The sequence below is a fragment of the Paenibacillus litoralis genome (assembly GCF_046244365.1).
Classification (GTDB): Bacteria; Bacillota; Bacilli; order Paenibacillales; family NBRC-103111; genus Paenibacillus_V.
On the sequence record NZ_CP176395.1, the window covers coordinates 2,574,712 to 2,590,343 of the forward strand.

General features: G+C 56.5%; 9 protein-coding genes. 7 read left to right on the forward strand and 2 right to left on the reverse strand.

What is annotated here, in order from left to right:
• Positions 1 to 3 precede the first annotated feature (3 nt).
• The 4 genes from ACKGJP_RS10340 to ACKGJP_RS10355 all read left to right on the forward strand — a co-directional run bounded on the left by ACKGJP_RS10340 (position 4) and on the right by ACKGJP_RS10355 (position 8,488).
• Entirely contained in the window at positions 4 to 846 is an 843-nt protein-coding gene (locus ACKGJP_RS10340; protein WP_409345572.1) for a carbohydrate ABC transporter permease, read from the forward strand.
• Positions 847 to 881: 35 nt separating this feature from the next.
• The gene (locus ACKGJP_RS10345) at positions 882 to 3,026 is read left to right on the forward strand and encodes an alpha-L-rhamnosidase C-terminal domain-containing protein (RefSeq protein ID WP_409345573.1); all 2,145 of its coding nucleotides are present in this window, start codon (positions 882 to 884) and stop codon (positions 3,024 to 3,026) included.
• A 71-nt stretch (positions 3,027 to 3,097) separates the two neighbouring features.
• Positions 3,098 to 5,668 carry a discoidin domain-containing protein gene (locus tag ACKGJP_RS10350; RefSeq protein WP_409345574.1) on the forward strand — a complete coding sequence of 857 codons (2,571 nt, stop codon included), beginning with the start codon at positions 3,098 to 3,100 and terminating at the stop codon, positions 5,666 to 5,668.
• A 135-nt stretch (positions 5,669 to 5,803) separates the two neighbouring features.
• Entirely contained in the window at positions 5,804 to 8,488 is a 2,685-nt protein-coding gene (locus ACKGJP_RS10355; protein WP_409345575.1) for a family 78 glycoside hydrolase catalytic domain, read from the forward strand.
• Between the two features lie 138 nt (positions 8,489 to 8,626).
• Here the strand turns inward: ACKGJP_RS10355 and ACKGJP_RS10360 are convergent, their stop codons facing one another.
• Both ACKGJP_RS10360 and ACKGJP_RS10365 read right to left on the reverse strand, forming a co-directional pair.
• On the reverse strand, positions 8,627 to 9,502 hold the full coding sequence (locus ACKGJP_RS10360) for a glycosyltransferase family 2 protein (protein WP_409345576.1): 876 nt from the start codon (positions 9,500 to 9,502) through the stop codon (positions 8,627 to 8,629).
• 378 nt (positions 9,503 to 9,880) lie between these two features.
• Positions 9,881 to 11,023, reverse strand: a complete 1,143-nt coding sequence (locus ACKGJP_RS10365) for a glycosyltransferase family 2 protein (protein ID WP_409345577.1) — start codon at positions 11,021 to 11,023, stop codon at positions 9,881 to 9,883.
• Positions 11,024 to 11,261: 238 nt separating this feature from the next.
• Here ACKGJP_RS10365 and ACKGJP_RS10370 point away from each other — a divergent pair, with 238 nt between their 5' ends.
• Genes ACKGJP_RS10370 through ACKGJP_RS10380 form a run of 3 tightly spaced genes read left to right on the forward strand, consistent with a single transcriptional unit; the run spans position 11,262 to position 15,606 of the window.
• Positions 11,262 to 13,718, forward strand: coding sequence for a glycosyltransferase (locus ACKGJP_RS10370; RefSeq protein WP_409345578.1), 2,457 nt, complete (start codon positions 11,262 to 11,264; stop codon positions 13,716 to 13,718).
• A gap of 59 nt (positions 13,719 to 13,777) precedes the next feature.
• The gene (locus tag ACKGJP_RS10375; protein WP_409345579.1) at positions 13,778 to 14,593 is read left to right on the forward strand and encodes a glycosyltransferase family 2 protein; all 816 of its coding nucleotides are present in this window, start codon (positions 13,778 to 13,780) and stop codon (positions 14,591 to 14,593) included.
• A complete protein-coding gene (locus ACKGJP_RS10380; RefSeq protein WP_409345580.1) occupies positions 14,590 to 15,606 on the forward strand; it encodes a glycosyltransferase family 4 protein in 1,017 nt (338 codons plus the stop codon). The genes ACKGJP_RS10375 and ACKGJP_RS10380 overlap by 4 nt, the downstream gene beginning before the upstream one ends.
• Positions 15,607 to 15,632: the final 26 nt, after the last annotated feature.

Below are 15,632 nucleotides of genomic sequence, written 5' to 3' on the forward strand. Positions count from 1 at the left end.
CGCATGAAACGATTTTTCGCCGACGGAAGAAGGCTGACGGCCGGGTATTGGTCGGCGCGTCTGCTGCTTGCCCTGCTGATCGTCTCGACGATCTTTCCCTTTCTGCTGATGCTGTTCATGTCGGGGAAAGCGGGTATTCAGATCCAGACGGATTTCTGGGGCGTCCCGGACCGGATCGAATGGCAAAACTATGCCAAAGCGGCGCAATACATCGCGAGGCCGGTCATGAATTCGCTTCTTATCGCGTTCAGTACGATTGCGGGCGTGCTTGTTCTGGTCAGCATGTCGGGCTACGCGTTCGGCAGGCACCGTTTTTACGGAAAGGAGCCGCTTTTCCTGCTGTTTATCGGCGTCATGATGATTCCGAGCGTGTTGATGATCGTACCGCTGTTCGCGATCGTCAGCCAGCTGAAGCTGCTGAACAACTATTTGGCGCTTATTTTGCCTTATATGTCGGGCTTGCAGCTGTTCGGTATCTTGCTGGCAAGGACGTTCTACGCGTCGCTGCCGGAAGAGATGTTCGAGGCGGCGAGGATGGAAGGCGCAGGCGAAACGTATTTGTTCACGAGAATCGCGCTGCCGCTTTCCGTTCCGATCCTGATAACGGTCGGCATAACAAGCCTGATCGCCGTCTATACCGACTACGTCTGGCCGACGCTGACGCTTAGCGGCGAAGCCAAAAAGACGTTTACGCAAGCCGTATTTACGATTTCGACCGGCAGTTCGACCGACTACGGGTTGACGACCGCCGGGTTTGTACTCGGTACGATACCGCTGCTGGTTATTACGGTCTCCTGCTTGAAATATTACGTGGAAGGCATGCTGCAAGGCGCTGTGAAAGGATAAGCATCAGGCGGCAAGACAGATAGAGAGGTGCGGACTTGGCGAAAACGGGATGGAGAACCCCCGACTGGATTTGGCATCCGGACGGCGAAAAGCAAAGAGAGATCGTTCTGGTTAGACGATTTACGCTGGAGGAAGAGGCGAACGACGTCAAGCTGTGGCTGGCTGCGACCGGAAATGCGGAAATCAGCTTGAACGGCGTTCACGCGGGAGCTATGGCGGAGCAGGCATCCGGAATGGCGGCTTATACGGACATTCGGTCGTTTCCCCGGAGGCTTGCAGCCGGACATTACGAGTTGAAAATAGCGGCGCGCTGCGAGCGGCCCGTTCCTGTCATCGAGGCCAGCATGTATTTGTGGAACCGTACCGTAGGGGTAAACGCATTTCTGCAGGCCGGCGGCCTATGGCTCCCTACGGATGAGGACTGGGAAACGGACGGGGTGCGTGCGGCGGTTGTTTGCAAATATGGCGAGGAGCCTTACGGCGATCTGGAAAACAGCCCGGATTGGTTCGTCAAGGGCGGTTACGGAGATATCGGTACGGAGCCGGTAGCGGGGCTGAACGTGATGTCCGCCTCAGGCATTACGGCAAGTCAGCAGGACGGCGGGCTTCTGCGCTTGTCCGGAACGAACCGGGGGCAGGCTGCGCTGCAGGCGCCGGCAAGAGAGGAGAAGCATCTCTTCTATCATTTGCGCAAGCAGGCGGAATGGAAGGAGATGCGAACGCTTCAACAGGAAAGAAGCTGGGCAGGCTGGCCCCGGCTGCGAATCGATCTCGGCAAGGAATACAATGCGAGATTCAAGGTGCATAATGCCGGAGATCAAGCATGCGCGGTCCTATGGAACGGGGCGGAATCGCTGGAGGAGCTGGATGGCTACGATTCCTGCATCACGGAATGGTTGGCGGTCGAGGCGGGCGCTGCGTTCGTAACGCTGCCGCAAGGCATGCGATACATCGAGCTGACGATCATCGGCGATCAAGGGACTCCGTTCGAGCTGGGGCTTGCGTTCGAATCGGCTTGCGTGACGGTTCGTCAAGCGGGAACGTTCGAAAGCGATCTGCCGCTGTTGAACGACATTTATGGCGTATCGGTGCATACGAACCGGATTTGCCATCAATTGGGGCTGTGGGACGGGGTCAAAAGGGATCGGCTCAATTGGACGTACGACTACTACATGGCCGCCAAAGCGGACTATGTGCTATGGGACAATTTGGACGTGCTGAAGCGGTCCATACGCGAGCTGGGGGCGGGAACGCCTTACGGCCACTGGATCAACGGGCTCGAAACGTACACGCTTTGGTGGATCAACAACCTGTGGGAGTACTACTGGTTTACCGCCGACAAGGCGTTTCTTTTGGAAATGAAGGAAGATTTGCAGAAGCATGTGCGGTGGGTACGGGCCAACTTGGACGACGATACGGGAGCTTTTAAGGGAGACGGTCCTTATTTTTTGGAATGGGTGCCGATGCGTCACGAGGATTCCGTACTGGGCTTCCATGCTCTGCTGCGGATAACGCTGGGCAACTTGCGGAAGCTGGCGGCATATGTGCCGGAGCTGCAAATCGGGACGGACTGGAAGCTGGCCGAACCGGATGCCGCGGGTTATATGCAGGCGACGGCTCTGATCGTGCCGCTGCTCGGCATTGCGAGCGGATATGTAAGCGGCAAGGAAGCCGAAACGTTCTTGCGCGGCTATGCGCTGGAGGACCCGATTACACCGTTATCGGCGTTCTGGCTGGCGGAATGCTGCTCGCTGCACGGACTGCACGACCGGGCTTGGGAGATCGTCTCGACGGTTTGGGGAGACATGCTGAAGCAAGGGGCGACGACGTTCTGGGAGAGCGTTCGCATCCAGAAGCATCCGGACTTCCACGACGCGTTAACGACGTTTACGAGCTACGATTCTTACCGGATCAGCCTGTGCCATAGCTGGTCGAGCACCCCCGTGCAGTGGATCAGCCGTTTCGTGCTGGGCGTGGAGCCGCTCGAGCCGGGCTATGCGGCGTTCTCCTGCACGCCGCGGGCGGTCACGGGGGCGTCCCGATTCCGGGGAACGGTTCCGACGCCGAACGGGGATATCGAGATTTCATGGGAGGTAGAGGAAACGGGTAGCCCCGTCCTGCGCTTGCAGGCGCCAGGAGCTTGCAAACGATTGGACGCAAAGGAGGTGAGCTTGAAGTAAACGGCGGGGGCGCCGTTCTCATCCGTCTCGAGTTGAAAGGGTTTTCAACCTATTTGAAGGAGTGATTGTGGATGTCGGCCAAAACGGTTTTCACAAAGCTTTTCGCATGTGTCATGCTCCTCTCCTTGCTCTTTCCCTCTCAAGCTTTCGCCGTCGTAACGGGTTCCACGTCGTCGGGCTGGAATGTATACGACCCGACTTCCGAAAGCGGCACAGCCAATTACCGGTACGGACCTTCGATGATCCTGAATGCGGACGACAGCATCGACATGTGGACGTGCTCGCCCGGAACGGGCAGCACGGCATGGGACTATATCCGGTATAAGCGTTCGCCCGACAACGGCGTGACGTGGGGAGCCGAATCGGTCGTATTGGCGCCAACGCCCGGTTCGTCCGACAGCTTGTCGACCTGCGACCCCGGCGTCGTCAAGTTCGGCGGCTACTATTATATGGGCTACACCTCTACGCTTAACACGTATGGAACGGATAACGACATCTATGTCGCGCGTTCCGCGTCGCCGGGCGGCCCTTACGAGAAATGGAACGGGAGCGGCTGGGGCGGCAATCCGCAGCCGTTCATCGTATTCGACGATGCACCCGTCGATACCTATGGCGCGGGCGAGCCGAGCCTTGTCGTCAAAGATTCGACGCTTTACATTTACTACACTTGGATGACCCGCGATTCTTCGACAGGCAAACCGGTTAACCAAACGCGCGTCAGAACGGCCTCCACCGCCAATGCCAATTGGCCGGGCGCCACGACCTATCAGGGTGTGGCCATTCAGCGCGACGTCGACGGAGACGATTCCACGGACCATAAATATGTACCGTCGATGAACAAATTCATAGCCATGGGTACGGCCAAACGTTTCGGTCCGTTTGCTTATGTGAAATTGTACGAATCCGCAGACGGACTCAGCTACAAGCCTGCTACCCTCCCCAAAAACTTTATCAATACATTTGCGCATAATGGGGGAATCACCGGCGACGAGAAGGGACATTTCGATACGGCGAAAAACAACAGGATCGCTTATGCGTACGGCACGCAATGGGGCTACTGGTATACGGCGATGAACCCGATCTCGCTGACGGATTCCAACCTGCCCGCCGTGCCGATTGTGAAAGCCGTCCTGCAAGGCAACGGTCAAGTGCAGCTGCATTTCCGCACGACCGGAATTGCCGGCGAAACGTACAAGATCAAGTATGGGACAGCCAGCGGTACCTACACGACGACGGTGCCCGGCGTTACAAGCAGTCCGTATACGATAACCGGCCTGACGAACGGTACGCCGTATTATTTCGCCGTAGCTTCCAGCAGCGCAAGCGGAGACAGCGCGAATTCCGCGCAGGTGAGCGCAACTCCGCTAAATTTGAGCGTATCGCCGCGCAGCGCAGTAACTTCTTCCAGCCAGTTGAGCGGATGGGAGGCCTCCAAGGCGATCGACGCCGATCCTTCCACAACGTGGTCGAGCACAGGCCATTCGAACAATATGAGTGCGGAATGGATAACCGTAGACACCGGAAGCAATCGCATGGTGAAGCGGGTGACGTTAACGGCAAGGCAGCCGTCCGAATTCGGCTACCCGAATAAATTCAAGATTCAGGTAAGCACGGATAACGCGAACTGGGTCGATGCCGCTTACGATAACGGGCAGTACCGCCTGGAATCGCCGGCGCGCAACGTCTACGATTTCAATGAGCCGCTTTACGGCCGCTATGTCCGCATCCTGGCATCCCAATTAAACCCTGATCAAAATCAGCCTTATGTGTACTATATGCAGCTTGGCGATATCCGGATCGAGGACATTCCTTACGGTGCGTCGGCTTCCTCGTCGCTAAGCGGCTGGACGCCGGATAAAGTGCTCGATCGCGTTCAACCGACCTCTTGGTCCGGCAATTCCTATTCGACGGCAGCCCACACCGAATGGATTTCGCTCAATATGGGGGCGGCTCAGCCAGTCAGCGGAGTGCGGGTCACGCCGCGGCTGAACGGTCTCGGGTTCCCTGTCGATTTCAAGTTTCAATCCAGCAGCAACGGGACGACTTGGGCCGATATTTCCGGTGCCTCCTATACCGCTTACCCGAATCCGGGCTCGTCCGTACGCGTCTTTCCATTCGGAAGCACGGTTCATGCCCAATATATCCGAATGATCGCGACGAAGCTCGGGCCCGACGATTTCGGCATCTATTACATGCAGCTTTCCGATATGAGCGTCAATACGTTTGCTAGAAGAACGCCGTCGGCCTCCTCCGCCTTGAGCGGCTGGGAAACGGAGAAAGCGGCGGATAGCGCGCCCGATACGTACTGGTCGACCACGGCGCATAGCAGCGCCGGCAGTACGGAATGGCTGACGGTCGATATGGGCGGCGTGCAGAACTGGAGCGGCGTCCGGCTTATTCCGCGTCCGAACTACGGCTTTCCTGTCGATTTCTCGCTGCAATCCAGCAATGACGGGACAACCTGGACGACGATCCCCGGACAGTCGTATATCAGCTATTACAATCCCGGAACGACTACGCAGTTGTTTCCGTTCAGCAGCATCGTATCGGCAAGGTATATCCGCTTGCATGCGACGAAGCTGTCGGCGGACGACTTCGGCAATTACTACTTGCAGCTTGGGGATATGATCGTTGATCGGTAAACGCGCGTAAGCTTGCAATCGATAGGTTTGACCAACCGGAAATCCTGCCGCCGAGAAAATATTACGGCCGGCGGGATTTCCCATTTGCATGTCGAATATATGTACCCAAAGAAAATAATGGGAGGAAAGGGAGATATGGAGCATTCTGGGCTTTCGATTCATTCGTTATATGTAAACGATTACGTACAGCCGCTGGGCATCGACGATAGATCGGTCGCTTTCTCTTGGAGGCTGGCGAGCGAGAGGCGGGGAGCGGAGCAAACCGCTTACCGCGTGCTCGTTTCGGCGAATCTGCAGGAGCTTGAGCAGGGCGAAGGATCGTTATGGGACAGCGGACGCATGGAGGGTCATCCGCTGCGCGTCATGTACGAAGGACCGCCTTTAGACGGGCATACCCGATATTGGTGGAAAGCACTCGTATGGGACGATAGCGGCAATTCGGCCGAGTCGGAAATCTGTTTTTTCGATACGGGACTGTATCCGGAGGATTGGAAGGCGAATTGGATTTGGAAGCCGGGCGAGGCAAGGATCAACGATTTCGCCTATTTCCGCAAATCTTTCCGGCTGGACAAGAAGATCGGACTCGCCAAGATTTTCGCGTCCGCCCATCACTTCATGCAATTATACGTAAACGGGGAACGAGTCGGAGGCTACGGTTCGCCGGCGCCGACCAACCCGCTGAGAACCAAATATTATTTGGCTTACGACGTGACGCGCCTGCTCCGGGAAGGGGACAACTGCATCGCGGCGATCGTTCACTATCTGGGCGGTGACGGGCAAAATTACGTCAACGGAGCGCCGGGCTTTCTGCTGCAGGCGGAGATCGCGTTTGCCGACGGCTCGGCGGAAACCGTCATTACCGACAAAACGTGGGACACGCTTACAGACATTCCGCATCGCATCGGGACGCGTTACCAGCAAAACCGCCGCATCTCGGCGATCGAATCGTACGATGCGCGCAAAGCGGACGAAAGCTGGACGGGAAGCGAATATTCGGGAGTGTGCGCAAGAGCCGTAACGGCGGGCCGGATCGAGGAGCAGCAGTGGAGGGTGCGCTGGCAGACGATTCCCGAGGGAGCGGTGGAAGAGACGATCGTTCCGATGCCGATGCCCGTGCAGGAAATCGGGCGCCAAGTGTTCGATACGGGCAAAATCGTGTCCGGCTGGCCGCGGCTGACGGTCAAAGGCATACGCGGAACGAAAATCCGGATGCGCTATTCCGAGGATTTGGACGAGCAAGGATACGTGAAGCACAATGTAAGCAACGAAACCTCGGACTACTATTACGACGAGTATACGATGTGCGGGGCGGAGGAGGAAACGTGGGAGCCGGATTTGTCCTATAAAGCGTTCCGTTATATCGAAGTGACCGGATATCCGGAGCTGCTGGAAGCGGAACAGGTTCTTATCGTATCCGCCCATACGGCGATGGCATACGAGGGCGGCTTCCGTTCCTCGAGCGAGCTGTTGAATGAGATGTACGACGCGTGCATCCAAACGCAGAAAAACAACGCGCTCGGGCAACTGGTCGACTGCCCGCACCGCGAACAGGCGCAATATCTCGCCGATTCCGATCTGCAGGCCGAGCTGCTGCTTTACCAGTTCGATTCCGCGCGAATGGTGGAAAAGGTGCTGGCCGACTTTGCCGACGGCCAACTGGCGGACGGTACGTTTCCGTTCGTTTATCCGTCCAACTACGAGCATCCCGATTTCCATATCCGTATTCCGGAATGGGATCTGCATTTCCCGACGATACTCTGGAAATTGTACCGGTTCAGCGGAGACATTCGGACGCTTGAACGGTTGTATGCGCCAGCCAAGCGAATGCTCGTGCACTATTTCGACCAAACGGACGTCAAACTCGGCCTCGTGCCGCAAAGCCGCGGGACGAAACCGCGCGATTGGCATATCAGCGATCATCCGTACCCGGAGATCGATCATAGCGGGGAATTCCTGACCGTCCAGAACATGAAGCTTGCCCACGGCTTGAGTCTGATGGCTGAAATCGCCGGCATTCTCGGCTATGAATCGGAAGCGGAGCAGATGACCGCACGCTCGGCATTTATGACCGGGGCGATACAATCTCATCTGTACGACACGGAAAACAAGCGGTTCCGGGACAGCTACGGTGTCGAGAGCAGCCATCAGGGCACGAATGCCGTCGCGATGCATTACGGGTTTGTGCCGCAAGCAGACATGGAGGCGCTGCTTGACAGGATCGAGGGACAAGGACTCGAGACGAAAACGCTTCTGTCGCTTAATCTGCTCCATGTATTGTTTCGGAACGGCAGGGCGGAGGCCGGCTACCGGCTGCTGACCAAAACCGATTTTCCAAGCTGGGGCTATATGATTCGTCAAGGCTCCAGAACGATTTGGGAAGGCTTCCGCGACATCGAATCCCATTGCCATGCTTGGAACGCGTACCCCGCCCGAATGATGGTCGAGTACGTGGCCGGCATCCGTACGGAGGAAACCGGCTGGACGCATATCGGCATCAAACCGTTCGTGCCTAGCGATCTCGACTATGCGGAGGGCCGCGTGACGACACTAAGAGGGAACGTAAGCGCAGCTTGGGAGAAGACGGCCGACGGCGAGGGGCTTCGGTTGAATGTAGACGTTCCCGTCGGCTCGGAGGCGTCCGTCTGGATTCCCGCGGGGGAAAGCGGCAGCGTGACCGTTTGGGAATCGGGCGTCCCGGTATGGGCGGAACATGCGTTCCTCGGCCCGTCTCCCGGTATCGAGCATGGAGAAGCGGCGGAAGGCAGCGTCGTTCTGCGCATCCGGTCCGGCAGCTACGCGTTCGTCTGCCATCCTGCGTGAGCCGGCGATCAAATGTTGCGGTGTCCGCTTTCGCGAATTCGGAGGAAACAAAGCGGGTCCGGCGGCTGTACGCCCCGAGCCCCTAAAAGGAGCCGTGCCAAAAGCAGTTTTCCCGCTTTTGGCACGGCTCCTTTGCATTCAGAACGGAATGCGGAACTTCCGCATATACCAGTCGTCGTCGTACAGCCTCCGCGAGAGAAACGACTCTCTTTGCGCGAGCGCGCCTGCCGCCAAAACGGCGGCTTCGATCTCCATCACATCCGCGTCTTCGATCAGCGCCCTGCAGGCCTCGAGCCTTTTCTCTCCGAAGTGGCTGTAAGCCATCTGAAGCATATTGGCGTAGACGGCCTCCTTCTTCACTTCGTAAGGAAACGAACGGCGAAACACGTGCAGCACCTTCGCGGCCGGCTGAACCCAACAGCTGCGCCCGAACGTCCATAGCCGCAGCGACAGCTCCACGTCCTCGTAGCCCCAGCCGGCGAGCCCGTTGTCAAACCCGCCGACGTCTTCGAATGCGCGGCGGGTTACGGCGAAGCAGCCTCCCGGTACGACCGGGGTCGGAAACGGCGCCTTCCGTTTCCTATTCCACCGGACGCGCAGCGAGCGATCGAGCGTTTGCCCGTAGCCGGTGCGCTGCGGATCGTCCGCATCTCCTACCGCGGGGCTGACGGCGTCGGCGATACCTTGCATCATCGGCTTCAGCAGCAAGTCGAGCCAACGGTCCCGGAAAAACAGATGCGCGTCGCAGAAGACGAAATAGTCTCCGGTGCCGGCCTCCGCTCCCGTATTTCTCGCTCCGGCGATACCCAGTCCGGGCGTCGTCAGCAGCTTTACTCCAGCATCCTCCGTCTTCCTTAGGAAGTCGCAGCAGCCGTCGACCGAACCGTCATCGACGAGGATGATCTCGAACGGCACGGAGCTGCGCGCTTCAAGCAAGGAGGCAAGGGTCCGCTTAACATGGCTTCCTTCATTTAAAACCGGAAAAATCAAGGACGCGACAGGCTTGGCGTTCATCGGCGGATTAAGCTACAGACGAGCGACAGTTCTGCGCATGGCGGCAAGCTGAATTCGCTGCCTACGGACTAACCGGAGTCTTTGTCTTTCCGTGAGACCGAGAATCGCCAGCAGCCTGTTGATGACAACCAAGCGTCGCCAAATGCGAACGAGCCTCCGTCTAATGGTGCGTCTGGATAATCTCCGCCTTCTGGGTCTCGGCGTCGGGTCCGGCTCCGGCAGCGGGGTGGGACCCAAAAAAGCGGAAATGCGGGCAGGCGGCAGTTGACGTAAAGGCATATCGATGGTTCTCCTCTCCGGTGGTCGGGTGTGTCTTTGCTGCAACAGTATATGACAATCGGGACATTGGCGTATGGGTATACGCCCGCTCTGCTTAAATTACGAGGTCGCTGACCGGTAACAAACGATACGCGATTTCTTCCGGCCGTTTGCATGCAGGCAATAATAAGAGAAGTCGCGGCGTGAAGTGCGCTCTCGGATGGCGCGAAGCAGCCGCTCAAGCTCCCCCTCGCGAAGCTTTTCCGAGCCGCTTAATTCCAGCGTGAATTCGCCGAGCGCAAACCGCGAGCCGAGCGCTTTTGCAACCGACTGCCGCTTGCGGTCCGGCAATCGAAGGAGCAAAATGCGCGGATCTTGAAAAGAGTGCATCTTATACAGCGTTCGGTCGGTGGAGCCGTTATCTATGAGAAGCAGGTGGAAGTTAGCCAGCGACTGCCGTAAAACATTCTTTATCGTCGTCGCGATGTGCTTCTCTTCATTGAATGCCTGCAAAATCACGGTTATTTCGGGAATGTCGCCGATACGCTTGCGATGGTCGACGCTTGCTTGGATACTTTTCAGCTGTATTTCGATTTGAGGAGTAATCGTCGTTATCGCATAGGGCCCATTGAGCCTGTAATCCATCAGAAACTCCGGAACGAACCGAAATTCCCCGACCTCCGAAAGTCTTAACCAAAACTCATAGTCTTCCACATGTTCATAACGCGGATCGTAGCCTCCCGCCCGGTTATAGGCGTCTCTCGTAAACAAGAAGGAGGGGCCGATCAAGCTGGATTGCAAAATATGGCGCTTCGGCCTGTTCATATGGTACGTCATCGGGTCCCGGTCCGCTGCGGGATTCGTTCGCGGAAGCCCCCTTGCATCGATGTAGCGAAATAACGAATAAACGAGACAGGTCTTTTCGTCTCCCAAAAGCATGTCGTTAGCCAAACAACCGAGGAAACCGGGATCGTAGCGGTTGTCGCTTGACACCCATGTGAGCAGCGGACAATCCTGAAGCCGGGCGAAGCCCTCGTTCAGCGAAAAGGCAATTCCCCGGTTGTCGTCCCTCCTAATGATTTCATGCGAAACGGACAATCGTTTGGTCCTTTCCAGGACGGCACGAGAGGTGGACTCATCCGATCCGTCGAGCACGATAACAAGCTTGAACTGGCGGTAGCTTTGCTCCTCCAGCGAATCGATGCAAGCCGTCAGATAAGACGGCTGCTGACGGTAGATCGGAAGCACGATTCCTATCCGCATGAGACATCATCCTACTTTTTTCGGTTTGTTTCAGAATATTTGCTCTTGATCGGCACCGATACGGGTATGTATCCATTTCCCGAAATTTCCTGCGCCATGCGTCATCTAACCATACCGCTTATCCCTAGGGGAATATACTGCTAAAGAATATTTTGCGGAGATGTGAAGAAAGAGGTGGATCACGCTGGAAAAGGTTGCGAAAAAGACCGCCGGACGAAAAGCGAAGCGAAAGCGGAGAGTGCGCATTCCTAAGAAAAAGACCGCGGGCAAGCTTCGCCGCACGAAAAGCAGTCGTCCCCGTAAAAAGCGAAGGCATAAGTGGAAAGCGTCTCCCCCCCCACCGATCGTTTCAAGGACGGAAAGCGGAGAGTCGTTAAATACGGCCGCGATTGCGGCGCAAACATACGATGTCCTTCGTTTCCCGGTAATCAATTGGAGTTTCAGACGCCAGCGTCCTCAGCAGATCGCCTCTCAATTTGCGGAGAACGGCCATCGCGTCTTCTATTTCTCGCTCGACATCCATGCGATGGAACAAGAGGATACAACGCAAGAAGAAATAGCCAGACAGACGACCATGTCCGAAATCGAGCCGAACGTGTGGGAGATAAAGCTCTGCGCGAATAATCGATTGAACGTCTACCGCGATTCGCTAAGCGATCCGCTTGACCTTCAGTATCTCATATGGTCGATTGAGCACGTCATACAAGTCTTCGAGATCCGGACATTCCTTTCAATCGTCGATCTTCCTTTCTGGGCGCCTCTTGCCAAGGCGATATGCCGGGGCTTTACGGTTTACGATTGCATGGACGATCATGCGGGCTTTACCACAAATTCCCCCGGCATGCTGGCAGCGGAGGCGGAGCTGCTCGCTAGCGCCGATATGGTCGTCGCCTCTTCCCAGAGGCTCTATGACTATGCGGCAAACAAAAACGATAAAACGGTGCTGATCCGCAACGGCGCGGAGTTCGAACGGTTTTACCACCCGCGCAATCGGACGGCTCCCGAGCTAGCGGCGATTACAGGTCCCGTAATCGGCTATTACGGCGCGATTTCCGACTGGTTCGATATCGGCTTGATCGAATACTTGGCGGCGCGCAACCCGAGGTGGACGTTCGTCCTGATCGGGCATACGTTCGGCTGCGACACGTCGGGCGTAAAGAAGCTGAAAAATGTTTTTCTGCTGGGCGAAATGCCTTATAACGAATTGCCGAGCTACGTGCATGGCTTCGACGTATGCCTGATCCCGTTTCTTGTCAATAATTTGACCTTGGCGACGAATCCTGTAAAGGTCTACGAGTATTTGGCCGCCGGTAAGCCGGTCGTCGCCACGAAGCTGCCCGAGCTCGAGCTTCTAGGGAAGCAGCTTCTCTACCTAGCGGAGGAACCGGAGCAGTTCGAAAACGCGATTCGGCAGTCACTGGCGGAAGATAACGAGCTGGAAGCGATGAAAAGGAAGCGATTTGCCGCGGCCCACACGTGGAAGGACCGTTATTTGACATTCCATTCGGCCGTCTTGGCGCATTTGTTTCCGAAAGTGAGCGTCGTGATCGTCGCCTTTAACCGCTGGCCGATGACTCAAGCCTGCATAGAAAGCTTGCTGCACCATTCGGATTATCCGAATATGGAAATCGTCATCGTTAACAACGGTTCGACGGACGAAACGGCCGCGATGTTAGCCGGGCTTCGCCATCCGCAAATCAAGGTGGTCGCATCCGAGCGGAATAACGGATTTTCGGGGGGCTACGTGATCGGATGCAATGCCGCTTCGGGCGACTATCTCGTTCTGCTGAATAACGATACGATCGTGCCTCGAGGCTGGCTATCAAGGTTAATCACTCCCTTGCGCGAGCATCCCGAAATCGGGCTAGTCGGTCCGATGTCCAATCATGTAGGCAACGACCAGGCGCTGGACCATTTTCACGGAGATAGCGAACTTGGGGCGGACCCCGCGTGGCTGGACGATTTTTATCGTTTCTACAAAGGCAGCATGCGCTATTCCGATATGCTAGGCTTCTTTTGCGTGGCCATCAGAAGGGAGACTTATTTGAAGGTCGGCGAGCTGGATACCGGATTCGGGATCGGCATGTTCGAAGACGACGATTACTGCAAACGGGTCCGAATGACGGGATACCGGCTTGCGATCGTTGAGGATGCGTTCGTCTACCATCACGGCAGCGCGAGCTTCCGGAATATGGATCAGGAGAAATACATGGAGCTGTGGATGCATAACAAGCAATATTTCGAACGCAAATGGAAAACGGAATGGAGCTTGCCGAAGCCGCCCGCCTCGATTTTTCATAACCTGACGGAGCCTGGTCCAATCGCGGAAGCGGTGCGCAGGGGGGGCCTCAAGAGCGTACTGATTATCGGAGAAACGGATTGGTCGCCGCATCCGGAGCACTGGAAATCCGTAGCCGAATCGCTTGCTGCGGGCGGCAAGCAGCTCGTTATCGTTTATGTGCATACGTACCACGGCAAGCCGCTGATCGGGACGCGCAAGGTCGGGCCGTCGTTCTATATGACCAATCGAATCGATTTGTTCGAGCGGTGCTCGTTCGATTTGGTGCTCCATCGCAGGGATGCGGACGTTCCGGAGCCGTTCAAACCGCATGCCGTCGCCTTAGAAGCCATACGGAACGGGCGCTTGCGAATGCTTGATCGGAATCAGCCGCCTTCGGCCAGGGCGGTATTCTGACAGCCAGACTCATTGGATTCCCCACACGGCACTTCATGTAAAGGAAGGAACGAGGGGTTATGAACAGCAACGGAGAAAAGCTGCAACGGTTCGGCGGAAGGGTGACCGGGCCGCCCAAGCTTCTGGGCATGCTGAGAGTCCGGAACGAGGAGTTGATTATCGAAGACACGCTTGCGCATCTATCGGCCATGTGCGACGCCATTGTCTGCTATGACGACGCCAGCACCGACCGCACCTTCGAACGGTTGGCGGCATGTCCGAAGGTGGCCGCCGTCATCCGGAACAGGGAGTGGAGTCCGAATCCGGCCGTCCGGCTGCGGAGCGAAACGGATCACCGCGCCTCGCTCCTGCATTTGGCAAATTCCTATAAGCCGGATTGGATTTTATGCGCGGATGCGGATGAACGTTTTACTGGCGCTATACGCGGATTTATTGAATCCCCGGCTTCCGACGCCGTCGATATGGTCAGAATCGCGCTGTTCGACGCCTATATGACGCCGGATGACGCGAAGCCTTACCGAAGCGGGCCGCTCCTCGATTTTCGCCGAAGCTTCGGTCCGGAAAGAAGGGATATCATCATGCTGTGGAAAGCGAAGTATCCGGATATCCGGTTCGAGACCTTAGACGCCAAAAATCCCGATTACGACCCTTCTCGGATCGTCATCAACCGGTTCGCCTGCCAGAATTACGGCAAATCGATATCCGTAGAGCAATGGGAAGCTACATGCGACTATTATGCCAACTATATGCCCTACGAGTGGTACGGAAAGAAATGGAGCGAACGCAGGGGAAAAGCGATTCATCTGCTGTCCGATTTCGGCAAGCCGCTGCTTGAATGGAAAGAGCTGCTGATCTCGCAAAGCGTGGTTCTATGAAAATACTGCTCGTTACGCATCATTTGTGTTATTACGGCGGTTCCGAAACGTATCTGTATACGGCGGCAACAGGATTGCGAGATGCCGGACACGACGTGTTCATTTACGCGCCGTTTATCGGGAAAACGGCGGAGCAAGCGGTCAAGGCGGGCATTACGGTCGACGACGACATTTATAGGCTTCGCCAGACGGGCGGCTTCGACGTTATCCATGCCCAGCATAATATTCCTGCGATGGTCGTACGCGAGCTGTTTCCGTCTACGCCGATGCTGCTGATGGTACACGGCGCCCTTCCTCTGCTGGAGCAGCCTCCCGCGGAAATGTACGGCATCGATCCGATCGTTTGCGTCAGCAGGGAAATATACGATCATTTGAAACGGCTGCGTCCGGCCGGCAATCTGCATATCGTGCATAATTGCGTGGATACCAAAAGGTTCAGGAGCCGCCATCCGATCAACCGGGAGCTCAAGCGGGTATTGGTGCTGTCGAATCATTTTCCGGCCGGGCATAAACGGCTGCTGGAGGAAGCATGCGGTAATCTTAACGCAACCCTTGCGATGTTAGGCATGCCGGGCCGGACGGTCTGGAACACCGAAGACTACATCAACGACGCCGATCTCGTGGTGACTCTAGGCCGGGGTGCTATGGAAAGCATGGCTTGCGGCAGGGCGGTCATGGTGTATGACGTTCATGGAGCGGACGGCATGCTTACCGAAAGCTCGTTCCGGGAAAGCCTCGAATGCAATCTTTCCGGACGAAAGCGGCGAATCGCCTACACGCTCGATGGGCTGCTGGAAGCACTTGCGGGCTATGATCCCGAAATGGGCGCGACGAACCGGCGGCTAGCGGAGACTCACTTTAACGTGGAAAGTCACGTTGCCGAGCTGGAGCGCTTATATGAGAGCGCCATCGCGAGCTTTCAGCCGATTCCGCAGGGAAGTTTGCCGGGCGTTGCGGAAAGCTTTCTCTTCTATCAGAGGACGATTAAAGGGTATGACAAGTCGCCGTTCTGAACGGATAAGGATGCAGGCAGGCGGCG

What these genes read in the sequence shown, in the direction of transcription:
- ACKGJP_RS10380 (WP_409345580.1), top strand. Translation starts at nt 14,590, where the DNA reads ATGAAAATACTGCTCGTTACGCATCATTTGTGTTATTACGGCGGTTCC.
- ACKGJP_RS10350 (WP_409345574.1), top strand. Translation starts at nt 3,098, where the DNA reads ATGTCGGCCAAAACGGTTTTCACAAAGCTTTTCGCATGTGTCATGCTC.
- ACKGJP_RS10365 (WP_409345577.1), bottom strand. Translation starts at nt 11,023, where the DNA reads ATGCGGATAGGAATCGTGCTTCCGATCTACCGTCAGCAGCCGTCTTAT.
- ACKGJP_RS10375 (WP_409345579.1), top strand. Translation starts at nt 13,778, where the DNA reads ATGAACAGCAACGGAGAAAAGCTGCAACGGTTCGGCGGAAGGGTGACC.
- ACKGJP_RS10360 (WP_409345576.1), bottom strand. Translation starts at nt 9,502, where the DNA reads ATGAACGCCAAGCCTGTCGCGTCCTTGATTTTTCCGGTTTTAAATGAA.
- ACKGJP_RS10355 (WP_409345575.1), top strand. Translation starts at nt 5,804, where the DNA reads ATGGAGCATTCTGGGCTTTCGATTCATTCGTTATATGTAAACGATTAC.
- ACKGJP_RS10340 (WP_409345572.1), top strand. Translation starts at nt 4, where the DNA reads ATGAAACGATTTTTCGCCGACGGAAGAAGGCTGACGGCCGGGTATTGG.